At 43.8% G+C, this 17,460-nt stretch carries 14 protein-coding genes and 1 tRNA gene; 10 read left to right on the forward strand and 5 right to left on the reverse strand.

Annotation, left to right across the window (positions count from 1 at the left end; translation table 11 throughout):
• Positions 1-12: 12 nt before the first annotated feature.
• From ABMY45_RS03400 to ABMY45_RS03420, 5 genes are all read right to left on the reverse strand, one after another.
• Complete coding sequence (locus tag ABMY45_RS03400) at positions 13-1,572, reverse strand: cryptochrome/photolyase family protein (protein ID WP_349288394.1); 1,560 nt, start codon at positions 1,570-1,572, stop codon at positions 13-15.
• Positions 1,572-2,876 (reverse strand): DASH family cryptochrome, encoded by a 1,305-nt coding sequence (locus tag ABMY45_RS03405; protein ID WP_349288395.1) that lies wholly within the window; start codon positions 2,874-2,876, stop codon positions 1,572-1,574. Before ABMY45_RS03405 ends, ABMY45_RS03400 begins: the two co-directional genes overlap by 1 nt.
• Positions 2,877-2,935: 59 nt before the next feature.
• Positions 2,936-3,448: a hypothetical protein gene (locus ABMY45_RS03410; protein ID WP_010607867.1), complete on the reverse strand. Its 513-nt coding sequence runs from the start codon at positions 3,446-3,448 to the stop codon at positions 2,936-2,938.
• A 148-nt stretch (positions 3,449-3,596) separates the two neighbouring features.
• The gene (locus tag ABMY45_RS03415; protein WP_017217789.1) at positions 3,597-4,067 is read right to left on the reverse strand and encodes a hypothetical protein; all 471 of its coding nucleotides are present in this window, start codon (positions 4,065-4,067) and stop codon (positions 3,597-3,599) included.
• Between the two features lie 209 nt (positions 4,068-4,276).
• A complete protein-coding gene (locus ABMY45_RS03420; RefSeq protein WP_227387308.1) occupies positions 4,277-5,056 on the reverse strand; it encodes a delta-class carbonic anhydrase in 780 nt (259 codons plus the stop codon).
• A gap of 610 nt (positions 5,057-5,666) precedes the next feature.
• Between ABMY45_RS03420 and ABMY45_RS03425 the strand changes: the two genes are divergently transcribed.
• The 10 genes from ABMY45_RS03425 (at position 5,667) to ABMY45_RS03470 (ending at position 17,283) form a co-directional block, all read left to right on the forward strand.
• A tRNA-Met gene (locus ABMY45_RS03425) sits at positions 5,667-5,743 on the forward strand.
• Between the two features lie 270 nt (positions 5,744-6,013).
• Entirely contained in the window at positions 6,014-6,469 is a 456-nt protein-coding gene (gene rimP / locus ABMY45_RS03430) for a ribosome maturation factor RimP (protein WP_138582542.1), read from the forward strand.
• Between the two features lie 39 nt (positions 6,470-6,508).
• Positions 6,509-8,008 (forward strand): transcription termination factor NusA, encoded by a 1,500-nt coding sequence (nusA, locus tag ABMY45_RS03435; protein WP_010607870.1) that lies wholly within the window; start codon positions 6,509-6,511, stop codon positions 8,006-8,008.
• A gap of 25 nt (positions 8,009-8,033) precedes the next feature.
• Positions 8,034-10,721 carry a translation initiation factor IF-2 gene (gene infB, locus ABMY45_RS03440; RefSeq protein ID WP_010607871.1) on the forward strand — a complete coding sequence of 896 codons (2,688 nt, stop codon included), beginning with the start codon at positions 8,034-8,036 and terminating at the stop codon, positions 10,719-10,721.
• A gap of 82 nt (positions 10,722-10,803) precedes the next feature.
• Positions 10,804-11,208: a 30S ribosome-binding factor RbfA gene (rbfA, locus tag ABMY45_RS03445; RefSeq protein WP_010370823.1), complete on the forward strand. Its 405-nt coding sequence runs from the start codon at positions 10,804-10,806 to the stop codon at positions 11,206-11,208.
• Positions 11,208-12,155, forward strand: a complete 948-nt coding sequence (gene truB / locus ABMY45_RS03450) for a tRNA pseudouridine(55) synthase TruB (RefSeq protein ID WP_045989551.1) — start codon at positions 11,208-11,210, stop codon at positions 12,153-12,155. The genes rbfA and truB overlap by 1 nt, the downstream gene beginning before the upstream one ends.
• A gap of 105 nt (positions 12,156-12,260) precedes the next feature.
• Positions 12,261-12,530 (forward strand): 30S ribosomal protein S15, encoded by a 270-nt coding sequence (rpsO, locus tag ABMY45_RS03455; protein WP_010370825.1) that lies wholly within the window; start codon positions 12,261-12,263, stop codon positions 12,528-12,530.
• Between the two features lie 224 nt (positions 12,531-12,754).
• Entirely contained in the window at positions 12,755-14,881 is a 2,127-nt protein-coding gene (gene pnp / locus ABMY45_RS03460; RefSeq protein ID WP_010370826.1) for a polyribonucleotide nucleotidyltransferase, read from the forward strand.
• A 409-nt stretch (positions 14,882-15,290) separates the two neighbouring features.
• On the forward strand, positions 15,291-16,178 hold the full coding sequence (gene nlpI / locus ABMY45_RS03465; protein ID WP_206473405.1) for a lipoprotein NlpI: 888 nt from the start codon (positions 15,291-15,293) through the stop codon (positions 16,176-16,178).
• Positions 16,156-17,283: a hypothetical protein gene (locus tag ABMY45_RS03470; RefSeq protein ID WP_206473406.1), complete on the forward strand. Its 1,128-nt coding sequence runs from the start codon at positions 16,156-16,158 to the stop codon at positions 17,281-17,283. Before nlpI ends, ABMY45_RS03470 begins: the two co-directional genes overlap by 23 nt.
• The last annotated feature ends 177 nt before the right edge of the window (positions 17,284-17,460 follow it).

Genomic DNA, 17,460 nt, shown 5'->3' on the forward strand with positions numbered 1-17,460 from the left:
TGCGTGCGTAGCCTAAAGTTGCTCGATGTTATCTAAACACCACTGAGCCCTTGCAAGCACCTCTTGCCGTGTTTTCTCATCTTGTTTTTGCCAATTTCGATAGATCATACCAATACGGTGGTTATTGGTAAACTTACCCTCATGGCGGTGCATAAAATGCCAATATAGGCTGTTAAGAGGACATGCATCATTGCTTGATTTTTGCTTGACGTCGTAGTGGCAGTGCTGACAATAATCACTCATTTTTTGTATGTAGTTACCACTTGCGGAGTAGGGTTTGGTTGCCACTATGCCGTGGTCTGCAAATTGTGTCATGCCTCTGGTGTTTGGCATTTCGACCCATTCAATGGCGTCGATGTATATACCTAAATACCATTCATCCACTTGATCAGGGTGTATTCCGGTTAGCAGACAAAAGTTTCCCGTGACCATTAATCTTTGAATGTGGTGAGCGTAGGCATAATCAAGGCTTTGATTGATAGCTTCACTTAAACAGCGCATCTTCGTTTTTCCATGCCAAAAATAGCCTGGCAAATTGCGCTGAGCAAGCAAGTAATTTTTATGACGGTAGTCCGGCATATTGAGCCAATAGACGGCTCGGATATACTCTCGCCAGCCCAATATTTGCCTAACAAATCCCTCAATCTGTGCAATATCAATTTGTGAGTTGTCTTGGTAAGCCGCTATCGCGCTATCGATAACGTGTTTGGGGTGAAGCATTTTTGTATTCAACGCAAAAGAGAGTCGTGAGTGATACAGTGTCCATTTATCGTCACTTTTACAGGTCATTGCATCTTGAAATTGACCGAATAAAGGCAATAGGTGTTCACAGAAAAAGGCCAAAAGATCGTGAGCTTGCGCACGGTTAGCCGGCCACAGCAATGATTCTTCGCTGTTACCAATGGTCTCCACTTTATGCCGTTTTATCCGCTTTAAAATGTCACTAACATCGTTGGCAAAACAAAGCGGCTGTGGGATAGCGTCGATGTCTTTTGACTTGAGCTTATTACGGTTTTTACTGTCGAAATTCCATTGCTTGCCAAGCGGTTCACCGTCGTCCATTAATACATTAAAACGGCGCCTGAGCTTGCGATAAAAAAACTCCATTGTGGTGTGTTTTCCTGGCGTTAAATAATCATCCAACTCTTCGTAAGGGACTAGAAAATGCTCAGTGTCATAGCAACGAACCTGTAACTGGTCGAGTGTTAATTCCATCATTTGCTTCAGTAAGCGATATTCATCAGGTCGTTGATAGTCAAAGCTCGACACTTGATATTTATCACATAAATGAGCAATTAAAGCGGGGAGATCAGAATAGTCCTGAGTCTCATCGAGGGTGAGATGTAGCACATGAAAGCCTACCTTATTCAGTGCGATGGCGAAATTTTCCATGGCTTTGAAGAATGCGCATACTTTTTGTATATGATGTTTGGTGTAGTCGGCCTCTTGTTTGAGTTCTGCAATCAGATAAAGGTACTCAGCTTTATCGTCAGCAAACCAACTATGCTTGGCGTTGAGTTGGTCGCCAAGAATTAATCTGAGGCCTTTATATTGAGGCTTTTGTTGTGTCATTAGTTATCCTCCAAAGGCCAACCAACATGATCTTGGCTGTCGAGTTGTAGAGTGGCTTCTCCTTGCCATAATTTTATATATTCACCATCTGGGTCAAATAGTGCTTGTTGCTTTGTGATATTGAAATGGCGACCGCCACGAGGATCTGCTCCAACACCAGCGATATACTGCCAATTACCCCAGTTCGCTGCGACGTCGTAATCGATAAGATGTTGCTCGAAAAAAGCGGCGCCGTAGCGCCAATCTAGCTGTAGCTCATTAACACAGTAGCTCGCAGCTATTTGTCTCGCTCTGTTGGAAATCCAGCCGGTTTTAGTCAATTCGTGCATAATGGCATTGACTAGCGCGCTGGGCGTTCGGCCTTGGCACCACTTTAAAAAGCGCTCTGGATAGAAACTGGTTTTTGGTGTTTTGGCTTTGACGCCTGAAAAGCAAAATAGCGTGTGTTGATGTTTGAGCGCATACCAATAAAAATACTCACGCCACAACAGTTCAAACCAAATCCAATAGGTTGATTCATTTGCGCCTCTTTGCTCCTCAAATTGAGTAAGTGATTGCTTGATCTGTCTAGGACTGATAGCGCCAGAGGCTAGTATTGGACTAAACCGAGTGGAAAAATGATCACCGAACAAGGCGTTTCGAGTTTCTTTGTATGTGAAAGCCGCATCCGTTTGGAAGTATTGTTGTAGCTGTTGCTGGGCTTGCGCTTCGCCTGCGGCTACTTTGATATTGTATGAAGAGTTTACTTTAAATTCAGCTAAATCTAAAACCCGATTCGGTCTTGGTGGAAGCGTAGCGGTTGCAATAGGTGATTTAGGTTCAATTTCCTCTACAGCTTTGCGAAATGGCGTAAAGCTCGGTGGCAGCTCACTGATTTTGAGTGGTAGTGTATCTGGTTCAAACAGCGTACTAGAATAAGCGCTAACGTATTGAATGTAAGGAAAGTTATCTTGTAATTTTAACCAAAGCTTTTGTTCATCGAATCCTGGATGAGCTGCGCGGCCAATATGAGTTACCTGCTGTGTATGAATAATCTCAGTCAGTGCTTTGAGCTGAGCTGTGTTACGTAGCATATACAGCTTCTGTTGTTGTGACGTTAGTGATTGATGCAAGGCGTTGAGCGTCTGATTGCGATAACATTCGACAGCAAAAGAAGTTGAGCACTGCGCTTTGCGAGCCGTCCAAAGGTTTACAGTGGGTAGATAAATGCAGATAAGTGTATCAACTAGAGACGCCAGCTTTGTAAGTGCGGGGTTATCACTAAGGCGGCAGTCGTTTTCAAATAAATAGAGTCCTACTTTCACGTTTATTCTTAACAGTCATGAACGAATAAGACTCTATACGTAACGATCAACTAAATTGCTCAGTTAGTTTGGCAAGATTCTATAAGTGTACGCAAGTGAGCACCAACGTCTTGTGTTTTGGTTTGGCCTTGCTCAAGTAAGTGGCTCGCTTGCTGTTTTAGTTCCGCCAAATCATACTGCTCGAGCAAAGTTCTTAAATATCTAACTGTATCAGCACCTTGCTGAAGCAAATCAGGAAATTGTTCGATGGAAATTTCCTGTTGGCTTAGGCGAGAAATAGAGTTGAGTAGGTCGCTTAAATTTGCACTGTCTTGCAATGCGCCTTCAACCGCAATAAGCGCGCCCATCGGATCGGCATCTAGATTATTTGCAACGCAAGCTGCAACACTGCCAGCCTCTGCTGATGCTTGCACTGACTCAATTCCTTTATCACGGATCTGCTCAACCACTTGTTGTAGTTCTTGATGTTCAGATAAATATTGTGCCTCGATTTGGGCTTTAGAGTCTTCCAGCATATCGCATGCGGTAAGTGAAACGACCATAGTAGACGCAAAGGCAATCGCTCTTAGCATTTTATCACTTCCTATATAAAGATTTTGTGAAAGTCTAAAGAGCTGAGAGCCAGAAGTCACGCAGAGTTTGGTTTTGTAAGCTCTGCATGACTTTGATCTTAGAGTAATGTTTAGTGGCTACCGTTGTCTCTTCGTTTAGCAGCTCAAGTTAGTTTGCTTGTTGCTGCGCTCTTTTGAACTCTTGTAGACCAACAATATTGGTTTTTTTGAATAATTCAAAGCGCAGCATATTTTCGATGAGTAACAGTGCTTTGTTCCAAGCGTTTTTTGCTGCTGTGGTAAAATGCCTGCCAAGATGACTTTTCAGCGTTGCTGTAAAGGTAAACAACAAGACACTGATATCTTTTTCTGACGTTCCCATAAATAACAGCGTACCGCGTTGTTTTTGCAGATAATGTAATAAGTTTGACTGCTGTGGGATACGCATCACACAATTTTGAACAAAATCAAATATTTGATGCTCCCAGATTATGAGTTGTCCCACATTTGTTGGAATTTGCATGCGCAAATCGTAATGTTGAATTTGGTTGTACCAAGAAGTGCAAAAGCCATGGAAATTCGGACGAATACTCGCAAGCGTTTGAGTTAAAAGTTGATATTGATAGGGAGTAATGCTCATAGACGCCTCTTCAAACTGATGAAGAGCGGATCCTTTGCTCAAAAACAAATAGCCTAAGTCTGAGTATAGCTGTTTTTTTAAAATGCGAGACTTTTTAATATTTTTTTGTGAGCTTTTTCTTACGTTGCAATAATCAATTGAATTTCAATATGCTGGACCTAGCTATAGTAGGCCGAGATTGAGTAACGGCCCACATTGATTTAAAAATATTAGTGCTTAATTGGTGAAAGCAACTGTGGATCTGTCACGAGTTTACGAATGCCATGCGCATGGTCCTCTTCAAAAGCATTGTCTTTACACCAACGCGCGAGACTATTTATATCAACTTTGGCACAGCTTGGGCGTACACTCCAACTTACCTGTAAAGGTGAGCACTGTTGGTTGTTATAGCTAGGTCCAGTCGTCGAACCTAAAAACTCAACTGGTGTGCCTGTATTACTTGGTAAAACACCTGCTTGATGGTAACCGCCAACTTGGCCTTGATAATCAAGCTCAGTGAAGTCTTGCGCATTTTCATCATTAACCACTAAAAACACCTGAGTTTCGACGCGTAGATTGGGGTTGGCGCAGCTGTCATTTAAGCAAGCACCGAGGGTCGGGCCTGGTTTTACATCACAAGAGCTATGAACCCAGTGTACTTCAATCGTATCGCCGGGCTTTACGTTGTTACATACTTTATCTTCTACAGGATCAAGCTCTGCTGGGGTGAGGCTTGCAGTTGCATTACATTGGAATCCGCCGTACTTTGGGTCATTGGAAACGACAGAGAAGTCTTTGGCTTTATGTTCTGCATTTTTATGAAAATGGATGTTACATAGGTTGAGTTTTTCTTTTGGTGGAGCCATAGCAAAAACCCGTTTGTTGTGACCCTGCAAACTATCAATATCTCTCGGTGTTTGTGGTCCTGCCGATTCGCATTGCGCTGCAAATGCTTCAAAGCTAAATATAGACAGCGCTGTCAATTTACTTGGTTTTATAACCGTTCTCATTTGGTTTTCCTTTCTTTCGTGATTTTCTTGTCCCCAATTATGGATTAAATATTTCTTTTTTGTTACAAAAAATGAAAGGAGACGAAACTGGACCGATGAGTTGGGCATCACGGTGTTGTATGTGAAAAGTAAAATACCTGATTACATCTCAGCAACGAGCTGAAACGTCAGAAGATAGTTCTAAATCAAGGTTGCTATCTAGGCATACTGTCTTTATAATACGTAGCATATTTAGTCAATCGGACTGAAACTTTCGTTTTTCAGTATAATTGGCTTTAAGTATGGGCAATACATCGCCCATTAAAATGGCATTTTTTAGATGCCACTTCTTTTGAAAAGTAGAAGTAAAACAATTTTATGTTTCGGTGTAGAATGAAGTTGCTTGATAGATGGTCGGGCGCTTGATTTGGTAAAGTGCCGAAGGTCGTCGGTTCAAATCCGATTACCACTTCTTTGAAAAGTAGAAGTAAAACAATTTTATGTTTCGGTGTAGAATGGAGTTGCTCGATAGATGGTCGGGCGCTTGATTTGGTAAAGTGCCGAAGGTCGTCGGTTCAAATCCGATTGCCACTTCTTTGAAAAGTAGAAGTAAAACAATTTTATGTGTTGGCGCGGGATGGAGCAGCCTGGTAGCTCGTCGGGCTCATAACCCGAAGGTCGTCGGTTCAAATCCGGCTCCCGCAACCAAGTTAAAGATTGAGTTCTTTGATTTCGCGCATTCCTTGTAATGCGCGTTTTGCGTTTAAGCATCGGCTTTTTTGTTTAAGTTGATGATTAATTTGGCTGAGATAGCTCGCAAACCAAGCACGGCCTTTGGCCACACAGTTTGTTATTCGTGTGACGCCCCGCTTGGTTCGGGGCGTTGTTGTATCTGGCGCAAGGTGTATTCTGAGCCCAAGATCAAGCAGCTATGATTTGGGGCTTTAGGCCCTTTTTTTGTTTGTATGGAGGAGTTCTGTGTCAAAACTCGAGCAAGATTTGACTGAAATGTTGGAGCCTGCAGTTGCTGCGTGTGGCTTTGAATTACTCGGTCTTGAGTTTGTGCAAGCTGGTCGTCATTCTACACTTCGTGTATATATCGATCATGAAAACGGCATTAATGTAGATGACTGTGCGGAAGTGAGTCGTCAAGTTAGTGCAATTTTAGATGTCGAAGACCCGATTACGAACGAATATAGTTTGGAAGTATCTTCTCCTGGTGTTGACAGACCATTATTCAAACAAGCTCACTATGAAGCAGCAGTGGGAGAGGAAGTACGTTTGCGTACTAAACTTCCGCAAGAAGGTCGCCGTAATTTTAAAGGCGACTTAGTAGCAGTTAATGGCGATATGATCACGTTAAAAGTTGACGCTCAGGAATTTATCCTGATGTTAAGCAACATTGAGCGTGCCAATATCATCGCAAAATTCTAACTTTGAGTGCGAAGGACAAGGGCAAGCGAGGCATTACCTATGGCAAAAGAAATATTGTTGGTGGCAGAAGCTGTTTCCAATGAAAAAGCGGTCCCAAGAGAAAAGATTTTTGAAGCATTAGAGTTCGCACTAGCGACAGCAACAAAAAAGAAGCACGGCGGTGAGATCGAAGTACGCGTTACTATCGACCGTAAAACGGGCGAGTACGATACTTTTCGTCGTTGGAAAGCGGTTGAACCACAAGAAGACGGTTCACTAGAAAATCCATATGCGGAAATCACTATTGAAGCGGCGCAAGTTGATGAGCCTGACGTTCAATTAGGTGATTACGTTGAAGAGCAGATCGAATCAATTAAATTTGACCGTATCACCACACAGATGGCGAAACAGGTAATCGTACAAAAAGTACGTGAAGCTGAGCGCGCATTAGTTGTTGATGCATATAAAGATCAAAAAGGCGAGCTAGTGACAGGTGTTGTTAAAAAAGCAACGCGTGACGCTATCGTTATCGACCTTGGTAACAATGCTGAAGCGGTAATTTACCGTGAAGACATGCTACCACGTGAAAGCTTCCGTCCGGGTGACCGTGTGCGTGGTCTACTTTACGAAGTGAAGCCTGAAGCGCGTGGTGCTCAGCTATTTGTTACGCGTTCTAAGCCTGAAATGTTGATGGAACTATTCCGTATTGAAGTTCCGGAAATCGGCGAAGAAATGATTGAACTTAGAGGTGCTGCACGCGACCCTGGTTCTCGTGCTAAAATCGCTGTAAAATCAAACGACAAGCGTATCGACCCTGTAGGTGCATGTGTTGGTATGCGTGGCGCACGTGTACAAGCTGTGTCTTCAGAACTTGGCGGTGAGCGTGTTGACATTGTACTTTACGATGATAATCCAGCACAGTTCGTAATCAACGCAATGGCACCGGCTGAAGTAGCTTCAATCGTAATGGATGAAGATACGCGCACGATGGAAATTGCAGTTGAAGCTGACAACCTAGCGCAAGCGATTGGTCGTAATGGTCAAAACGTACGTTTAGCTAGCCAACTTACTGGTTGGGAACTAAATGTAATGACAGTGGAAGAGATGGAGCGTAAGAGCTCGGAAGAATCAGATAAATTGGTTAATCTATTCACTGAAAATCTAGACATCGACGATGATTTTGCAACACTACTGATTAACGAAGGTTTCTCTTCACTTGAAGAGGTGGCTTATGTACCAGTAGCTGAATTTTTAGAAATCGACGGTCTAGACGAAGAAACCGTTGAAGAGCTACGTAACCGTGCGAAAGATGCACTGACTACGAAAGCACTTCGCGATGAAGAAAGTCTTGAAAATGCAGAACCTGCAGAAGACCTACTAGCACTTGAAGGACTTGAGCGTCATACCGCTTTTGTTTTTGCTAGCAAAGGTATCGTTACACTTGAAGACCTTGCAGAGCAAGGTATTGATGACTTAGTTGAAATTTCTGAGTTATCAGAAGAGCAAGCTGGTGAGTTAATCATGGCTGCACGTAACATTTGCTGGTTCAGCGAAGAGTAATTTATTAACGGAGGTAACATCACATATGGCAGAAGTGAGCATTAACAAACTAGCCGAGAGTATTGGTACAACTGTTGATAAATTACTACAACAGTTAAAAGATGCAGGGATCACCAAAGCCGAGGGCGACCAAGTTACTGAATCCGAAAAGGCGACGTTGCTTGATCACCTAAGCAAGCAACACGGTGGCACTGGTTCAACCGGCCCTGAGCGTATGACTCTACAGCGTAAGAGTAAAAGCACGTTAAGTGTTAACTCATCTGGTAAAGCAAAGTCTGTATCTGTAGAAGTCCGTAAGAAGCGCACTTACGTTAAAAAGAGCGCAATCGAGCAGCAGAGAGAGGAAGAACGCTTAGCTGCAGAGGAAGCTGCGCGCAAAGAAGCAGAGTTAATGGCTCAGCAACAAGCAGAGCAACAGGCCAAAGTAGAAGCTGAGCGCAATGCGCGCGAAGAAGCGGAACGCAAGGCCGATGAGGAAGCCGAGCGCAAAGCTAAAGAAGAGGCGAAGCGACAAGCGGATGCTGAACGTCAAGCCAAAGATAAGCAGAGTAAAGAAGTGGATAGCGCGCAACAAATTAAAGAACGTCAAGAAGCTGAGCGTCTGCGTCAAGAAGCAGAAGCAGCAGCCCTGAAAAAGGCAGAAGAAGAAGCGAAACGTCAAGCGGAAGAAGCTCGCCGTCTAGCGGAAGAAAACGAAGCACGTTGGAAGGCGGAAGAAGAAGAGCGTCTTCGTCGAGAAGAAAGTGCTGATCACCACCTAACAACTTCTACTTACGCTCGTGAAGCGGAAGATGAGTCTGACGCACGTGAAGAGAAAAGCGCACGTCGTAAGAAGAAGAAAAAGCCAAGTGCGAAAGAAGAAGCAGCAGAAGCGAATGCGAAGAGGCTGAAAGGCAAAAAAGGTCGCTTAAAAGCGCCAACTTCATTACAGCATGGTTTCCAAAAGCCAGCGGCAGAAGTGAAACAAGAAGTACGTATCAGTGAAACTATCACTGTTGCAGAACTTGCTTCTCGTATGGCAGTTAAAGGCGCTGAAGTTGTTAAGACAATGATGAAGATGGGTGACATGGTTACCATTAACCAAGTTATCGATCAAGAAACTGCGCAGCTAGTGGCAGAAGAAATGGGTCACAAAGTTATTCTAGTGAAAGAAAACGAGCTGGAAGAAAAAGTACTAAGTGACCGCAGTGAAGAAGGTTCTCTTGAGCCACGAGCGCCGGTAGTAACGGTAATGGGTCACGTTGACCACGGTAAAACGTCAACGCTTGACTACATTCGTAAAGCAAAAGTTGCTGACGGCGAGGCCGGTGGTATTACTCAGCATATCGGTGCTTACCATGTTGAGACGGACAGTGGCATGGTCACTTTCCTAGATACTCCTGGACACGCGGCGTTTACGTCGATGCGTGCTCGTGGTGCGAAAGCAACCGACATCGTTGTACTTGTTGTTGCAGCGGACGATGGTGTAATGCCTCAGACGAAAGAAGCGGTACAACACGCGAAAGCGGCCGAAGTACCACTTATCGTTGCTGTGAACAAAATGGATAAAGAGGGTATTGACCCTGACCGCGTTAAGAATGAGCTTGCTCAACTAGATGTAATCCCAGAAGACTGGGGTGGTGAAACGCAGTTTGTTCATATCTCAGCGAAGACTGGTCTTGGTATTGATGAGCTACTAGAAGCTATCTTAATGCAATCTGAGCTATTAGAATTACAAGCTTCTAAAGAAGGCATGGCGTCTGGTGTGGTAATCGAATCTCGCCTTGATAAAGGTCGTGGTCCAATCGCTTCTGTACTTGTTCAATCAGGTACCCTAAACCAAGGTGATATCGTACTTTGCGGTCTTGAATATGGTCGTGTTCGCGCGATGAAAGACGAAAACGGTAAAGACATTAAATCAGCGGGTCCTTCAATTCCAGTAGAGATCTTAGGTCTTTCTGGCGTACCAGCTGCTGGTGACGAAGCGACAGTAGTTCGTGATGAGCGTAAAGCACGTGAAGTGGCACTATACCGTCAAGGTAAGTTCCGCGAAGTGAAGCTTGCTCGTCAGCAGAAAGCGAAGCTTGAGAACATGTTCTCTAACATGACTGAAGGCGACGTATCTGAAGTGAACATCGTACTGAAAGCAGACGTTCAAGGTTCTATCGAAGCAATCGCTGATTCATTGACTAAACTGTCTACAGATGAAGTTAAAGTGAAGATCGTAGGCTCTGGTGTTGGTGGTATTACTGAAACGGATGCAACACTTGCAGCGGCTTCTAACGCTATTATGGTTGGCTTTAACGTACGTGCGGACGCTTCGGCACGTAAAGTTATTGATACTGAGAACCTAGACTTACGTTACTACAGCGTTATCTACAACCTAATCGAAGAAGTAAAACAAGCAATGACAGGTATGCTTGCACCAGAATTTAAGCAAGAGATCATTGGTCTTGCTGAAGTTCGTGACGTGTTCAAGTCGCCTAAGATCGGTGCTGTTGCAGGTTGTATGGTAACTGAAGGTGTGGTTAAACGTAGTGCGCCAATCCGTGTACTTCGTGATAATGTTGTTATTTACGAAGGTGAGCTTGAGTCACTACGTCGCTTTAAAGATGACGTTGCTGAAGTTCGTAGCGGTATGGAATGTGGTATCGGCGTTAAGAACTACAACGACGTTAAAGTCGGTGACCAAATCGAAGTATTTGAAACTGTACAGGTAGAGCGTACGCTTTAATTGTAAGTTATTAAAATACTTGAGATGGGGGCACTAGCCCCCATTTGTGATCTCATAGATTTTGAAATTTTAAGTGGTGAAAATGAGAGAATTTTCTCGTACAGATCGCGTAGCACAGCAAATTCAAAAAGAAATTGCGGTGATCCTACAGCGCGAAATTAAAGATCCAAGATTGGGTATGGTAACAGTGTCAGCTGTTGAGGTATCACGCGATCTTTCTTATGCAAAAGTATTCATTACTGTGTTGAATACGAGTGATGAAGACAAAACTAAGCAAAGTGCGGCTATTCTGAATGAAGCAACCGGTTATATCCGCTCGCTTCTTGGCAAGCGTATCCGTGCGCGTATCATGCCTGAGCTTAAATTTGTTATTGATAACTCCCTAATGGAAGGTATGCGTATTTCTAACTTGGTTGACTCTGTGATCAGAGAAGACAACGCAAAGCGTGGTCCTGAGTCTGGAGATAAAGACCAAGAGGAAGAGTAATGGCGCGTCGCACCAAAGGCCGTGCGATCGACGGCATTCTGTTATTAAATAAACCGCAAGGTATTTCTTCTAACAAAGCACTACAGCAAGCAAAGGGCATTTATTTCGCTCAAAAAGCGGGCCACACCGGTGCTTTGGATCCGCTGGCAACAGGTATGTTGCCAATTTGCTTTGGAGAAGCAACTAAGTTTACCCAGTTTTTGCTTGATACTGACAAAACCTACGTGGTGAGAGCGCAGCTGGGTGAGCGCACGACGACATCAGATTCTGATGGTGAAATTGTTGAAACGCGACCAGTAAATGTAACACTTGAGCAGCTAGAGCAAGAAATTGCCAGCTTCTTGGGGGAATCTGATCAGTACCCTTCGATGTATTCGGCGCTCAAATATCAGGGCCAACCGCTATACAAATATGCCCGCGAAGGCATCGAAGTACCGCGAAAATGTCGCAAGATTAATGTTTATCGTATTACGTTAGATGAATATGACGAGCAAACTCAACAAATTCAAATGACGGTGCATGTGTCTAAGGGCACTTATATTCGTACGATAGTCGATGATTTGGGGGAAAAGCTTGGCTGTGGTGCGCATGTCATTATGTTACACCGTAGTGAAGTTGGTCATTACCCTAGCGACAAAATGATTACCTTAGTCGAGTTAGAAGCGTTACTTGAGAAAGCAAAAGCGGAAGAAGTTGCGCCTTCGACTTATCTCGATGAATTATTGTTGCCGATGGATACCGCTTTGGTCGATTTGAGCGTTGTTGATATTAGTGCTGAGCAAGGCGTTGCTTTTGGTCATGGGCAAACCGTTGCTGTCGAAAATTTACCAGACGGTATTGTTAAAGTGGTTGCCGATGGTAAGTTTGTTGGGATTGGCGAGCGTAATCCACAAGGATTATTGAAAGCAAAACGCGCGCTATCTTCCGCTCAGCCGGAATCACAATAAAATCTTCCTATGCAAGGGGAGTTTATGCTGGTATAATCCGCCAGCTTCCGCTTTGGCTGAATTAGTGATCGGCTGAAGCATTACTAAACTTATTTTGGAGTTATTATGTCACTAAGCAATCAAGAAAAAGCAGAAATCGTAGCAAAGTTCGCACGCGCAGAAGGTGATACAGGTTCACCAGAAGTACAAGTTGCACTTCTAACTGCTGACATCAACAAGCTACAAGGTCACTTCGCTAACCACAAGCAAGATTTCCACTCACGTCGTGGTCTTCTACGTAAAGTTAGCCAACGTCGTAACCTTCTTGACTACCTAAAAGGCAAGAGCGTTGACCGTTATGCTGCACTAATCAAAGAGCTTGGCCTACGTCGCTAATATTTTTGATTTCTTGTTGGAAATTTATCCAACAGTAAAAAAGGGGCTAATTAGCCCCTTTTTTTGTGGCTGTTCTATCAGTATACTTACAGCCGTTTAAAAATACTTTTAAACAAGCGTCAATCGGATTTCCAATTGTAGTGCTTAAGTAAATTATGGTGAGTTTATTTAAGACTGTGATTGGTCCCCGTTGACGTTGAAAACAATTTAGTAAGGAAAATATTGTGCAAGCAATTATTAAAGAATTTCAACTAGGTCAACACACGGTGACTCTAGAGACAGGTGCTATCGCACGTCAAGCTGACGGCGCAGTACTTGCAAGCATTGGTGATACTTCGGTACTTGTTACTGTTGTAGGAAGAAGAGAAGCGGCTCCTGGCCAAGACTTTTTCCCACTAACGGTTAACTACCAAGAAAAAATGTACGCTGCGGGTCGTATCCCTGGTGGTTTCTTGAAGCGTGAAGGTCGTCCTTCAGACGGTGAAACACTAACCGCTCGTCTAATCGACCGTCCAATTCGTCCTCTATTCCCAGACGGCTTTGTAAACGAAGTTCAGGTTATCGCGACAGTGGTTTCTGTAAACCCTGAGATCCAACCAGATATCGTTGCTTTGATTGGTACTTCAGCAGCACTAGCTATCTCTGGCATTCCATTCAATGGCCCGCTAGGTGCCGCGCGCGTTGGTTTCATCGATGGTCAATACGTACTTAACCCTACGTTAAAAGAGCTAGAGACAAGTAAGCTTGACCTAGTTGTTGCTGGTACTGAAAACGCAGTACTAATGGTTGAATCAGAAGCTGAAGTGTTAACTGAAGAAGAAATGCTTGGCGCTGTTGTATATGGTCACGAGCAATCACAAGCTATCATCAAAGCAATCGAAGAATTCCGCGCTGAAGCTGGTAAAGCGGCATGGGATTGGACTGCACCTGAAAAAGATTTAACACTAGCTGAAAAAGTCGCTGCAATTGCAGAGCAAAAAGTAGGTGATGCTTACCGTATTACTGACAAAGTTGCACGTAAAGAAGCACTTTCTGAAGCAAAAGCGGAAGTCATTGAAAAGCTAGGCGCTGAAGTTGCTGAAGGCGAGTCACTAGACGAGCAAGTGGTAGGTAAAACATTCAGCTCACTTGAGAAGAAAATTGTACGTAGCCGTATCATTGCTGGCGAAAAACGTATCGACGGTCGTGAACCAGATATGGTTCGTGCGCTAGACGTGATGACGGGTGTACTGCCACGTACTCACGGTTCTGCAATCTTTACTCGTGGTGAAACTCAGGCACTTGTAACAGCAACCCTTGGTACTGAGCGTGACGCGCAGATGCTAGACGACCTAACTGGTACTCACAAGCATCACTTTATGCTTCACTATAACTTCCCTCCATTCTGTGTAGGTGAAACGGGTTTTGTAGGGTCTCCTAAGCGTCGTGAAATCGGCCATGGTAACTTAGCTAAGCGTGGTATTGCGGCAGTAATGCCAACACTGGCTGAGTTCCCATATTCAGTACGTGTAGTATCTGAAATCACTGAATCAAACGGTTCATCTTCAATGGCATCAGTATGTGGTACTTCACTTGCGCTAATGAACGCTGGTGTTCCAGTTAAAGCGTCAGTTGCTGGTATCGCGATGGGTCTAGTGAAAGAAGGCGAAGATTTCGTTGTACTTTCTGACATTCTTGGTGATGAAGATCACTTAGGTGATATGGACTTTAAAGTAGCGGGTACAGCAAACGGTGTAACTGCACTACAGATGGATATCAAGATTGAAGGTATCACCAAAGAAATCATGCAGATCGCGCTTCGCCAAGCGAAAGCTGCGCGTCTACACATCCTAGGTGTGATGGACCAAGCGATTTCTGCACCTTCTGAAGAGCTATCTGAGTTTGCTCCACGTATCTACACTATGAAGATCCCTGCGAAGAAGATTGCTGAAGTTATTGGTAAAGGTGGTGCAACAATTCGCCAGCTTACTGAAGAAACAGATACAACGATTGAAATCGAAGACGACGGTACTATCAAGATCGCTGCAACGAATGGTAATAGTGCACAAGCTGCTATTTCACGTATCGAAGCGCTTACAGCAGAGCTTGAAGTTGGTACGCTTTACACTGGTAAAGTTATCCGTATCGTAGACTTCGGCGCGTTTGTAAACGTACTTCCTGGTAAAGATGGCCTAGTGCACATCTCACAAATCAGTGAAGAGCGCGTAAATAACGTTTCAGATCACTTAACTGTTGGTCAAGAAGTGAAAGTTAAAGTACTTGAAGTTGACCGCCAAGGCCGTGTTCGCTTAAGTATCAAAGAAGCACAAGAGAAAAAAGCTGAGCAGCCTAAAGAAGAAGGCGCTGAGTAATCTTTGCAATGCTTTGCATAGAATAGAAGTGTAAAGGGGCTGAATAGCCCCTTTTTTTATGCTTTAATGCTGTTTGACTCAAAATGATGAAACAAAACTGAGTTTATCTGGTCAATAGAGAACTAGGCAAAGTTATAGTACATAACCTGAGCTGCGGATAATTAATGCCTTTCTAGCAGAAAGTTTTAGCGCTAACTGCGTTGAATTCACTTCCAATAGCCAGCTATTGGTGCGTAAATTCGCCTTGTTTTCCCTAAAACTCTCTGGCTAGACAAGGAGAAAACTAAGTTGTGCTTTAGCAACAATGAGTTGGAACATTCCTTATCCAAACCTCAGGTTACATAATCAGATTGTTGGTATACCTGTGCAAAGACTCTAAACGGGCAAATGCCATTGAATGAGGAAGGAAATGAAGTTAGCGAAAATAGTTGTGCCATTAGTGCTAATGGGGCTGGTAGGATGTAAAAGCACGCAGCCAGAGGCCACTAAAAACATTGTAAATGTTCCGCTTGCAGTACCACTTCAAGCTAATTTCCGTAATGAAATTGCCATTGCTCGATTTAACGAGTTACTCTTGCAGCCGGATATGGCAAATGAGCAACGCGCGCAGCTACTATATAATCGCGGTATGCTGTACGATAGCATTGGTTTGCAAACCCTTGCTCGTATTGACTTCAATCGCGCCGTAAAAATTAAGCCAGATCTCGCTGAAGTATATAACTTCCTAGGTATTCACCAAACGCTAGAGCAAAATTATGGCCGGGCATATGAAATGTTTGATGCTGTGCTAGAGCTCGACGAGCAACATGAATATGCCTATTTAAATCGTGGTATCGCATTGTATTACGGTGAAAGAGCCGATTTAGCTGTAAAAGATTTTGAAGCCTTTTTGGCGCGTGCTCCAAAAGATGCGTACCGTGCTATGTGGCTGTATATTGCTCAGCAGCAAGTAGACGATGCGCTTGCTAAGCAGACATTGGCGGCAAATAGCCAAGCATTAGACCCTGACGAGTGGTCGTCTCAGTTAGTTGCATTGTATTTGGGGACTTTATCTGAAGAAGCATTTCTTGCGCAGATCTCTGAGGGCGTGAGCACCCAAGAAGAGTATGCGCAGCGTCTCTGTGAGGCCTATTTTTATCTGGCTAAGCAATATCAGACGCAAGGGGACTTAGCCTCTGCGATTAGCTATTTTAAGCTCGCATTGGCAACCAATGTATATGAGTTTGTAGAACATAAATACGCCCGTCTTGAGCTTGATTTACTTGCCCAGTTGAATGTCGAACAAGACGCGAGCTAAACACCTTTTTATTTTTATGCTTATAGGGCTGCTGTTTTCAAGCAGCCCTAATTATGCACACCTCTCTATCGCGCAAAAATCAGCACTTGTCGTCGCCAATCCAAATAGCTATTTTGCCATTGCACCGGCGCTTGAGGTGCTACCCTCACAAGCAAGTGCACAATTAGTAAAAGCCATTGCAGGCCTAAAGCAACCAAGTTGGGAGTTTGAACGGTTACAGCGCGATTTGAGTGCTCAACAGAAAAATAGCACTAAGCTGCTTTTACTTGATACTTGGTCTCGTTTAAATCGTCAGCAGCGTCAGCAAGTGTCCGAGCAGTTAGTATCACTTGGCCGATATCACTTGCTTTATGCGCTTTCAAAACGCTACGCGTTAAACCCAGAACTCACTTCGTTGCTCGCGGTGTGGCAAGGAAAGCCTGTTACGACATTTTTGAATAATCCCTACTTAAGACTGTTTCAGACTCTCTCAGAGCGTCAGCATTCAAGTGCGTCTTGTCAGTTTAATCTCGCATTAATCGCCAGTAATTTAGATGGTTTGCAGCGTTTACAAGTGCTTAAACATGCTTATGAGCAACAACCAGAGCCAGCCAAAGGCGTATATTGTTTATCTAAACCGATATATGCGGCGAATAAGCTCAGTTGTAAGAGGCAAAGGGGATTTGCAATGTGCGACTTACGATACGAGCAGGGCTTGTCAAAATACGATCACTTGGTGTTTATGGCAACGGAGGGGCTTGCTAATGTCAGCGGTAAGCACATGACTTTGAGCGGCGCCAGCACTTACAACACGCTGGTACACGAGCTTATGCACTTTAGTGGTTTTGAAGATGAATACCCAGTACCAGCTAAAAAAGCAAAATGGCTTTGCGCGACTTCAGGGCAAAAGGCACCAAATCTTTACGTTGGTGACCATGCACCGAACAATTGGGTGCCAAGTCGCACCTGCGAGTTAGGTAAATTTTCCTCATATAAACCCTCGAATAGTCACTCTTTGCTCGAATATCAATCAATTAAGTTAGATGCAAATTACCGTCAAAGGTGGTTAGCAGTACTGAATTCAATACGTTTAGAGGATAAAATAGCGGTTAATTCGGCTGAATAGTTTTGAACTTATTCTGAATAGTTTGTTAAGGTTGGCTAAAATAGCATCAGCTAGAAAGTGAAACTCTAGACAACTCAAACACTAATCAAGTATAACAGGGTTCATGTACGTGTGGTTGATGTGTACCGATCGCTCCAACTTGGAAGGGGGAATGTCACATTAATCTAAACGAGCCAT

The sequence above is a fragment of the Pseudoalteromonas sp. XMcav11-Q genome (assembly GCF_040104525.1).
Taxonomy (GTDB): Bacteria; Pseudomonadota; Gammaproteobacteria; order Enterobacterales; family Alteromonadaceae; genus Pseudoalteromonas.

What these genes read in the sequence shown, in the direction of transcription:
- ABMY45_RS03400 (WP_349288394.1), bottom strand. Translation starts at nt 1,572, where the DNA reads ATGACACAACAAAAGCCTCAATATAAAGGCCTCAGATTAATTCTTGGC.
- ABMY45_RS03410 (WP_010607867.1), bottom strand. Translation starts at nt 3,448, where the DNA reads ATGCTAAGAGCGATTGCCTTTGCGTCTACTATGGTCGTTTCACTTACC.
- ABMY45_RS03415 (WP_017217789.1), bottom strand. Translation starts at nt 4,067, where the DNA reads ATGAGCATTACTCCCTATCAATATCAACTTTTAACTCAAACGCTTGCG.
- ABMY45_RS03420 (WP_227387308.1), bottom strand. Translation starts at nt 5,056, where the DNA reads ATGAGAACGGTTATAAAACCAAGTAAATTGACAGCGCTGTCTATATTT.
- nusA (WP_010607870.1), top strand. Translation starts at nt 6,509, where the DNA reads ATGGCAAAAGAAATATTGTTGGTGGCAGAAGCTGTTTCCAATGAAAAA.
- infB (WP_010607871.1), top strand. Translation starts at nt 8,034, where the DNA reads ATGGCAGAAGTGAGCATTAACAAACTAGCCGAGAGTATTGGTACAACT.
- rbfA (WP_010370823.1), top strand. Translation starts at nt 10,804, where the DNA reads ATGAGAGAATTTTCTCGTACAGATCGCGTAGCACAGCAAATTCAAAAA.
- truB (WP_045989551.1), top strand. Translation starts at nt 11,208, where the DNA reads ATGGCGCGTCGCACCAAAGGCCGTGCGATCGACGGCATTCTGTTATTA.
- rpsO (WP_010370825.1), top strand. Translation starts at nt 12,261, where the DNA reads ATGTCACTAAGCAATCAAGAAAAAGCAGAAATCGTAGCAAAGTTCGCA.
- nlpI (WP_206473405.1), top strand. Translation starts at nt 15,291, where the DNA reads ATGAAGTTAGCGAAAATAGTTGTGCCATTAGTGCTAATGGGGCTGGTA.
- ABMY45_RS03470 (WP_206473406.1), top strand. Translation starts at nt 16,156, where the DNA reads ATGTCGAACAAGACGCGAGCTAAACACCTTTTTATTTTTATGCTTATA.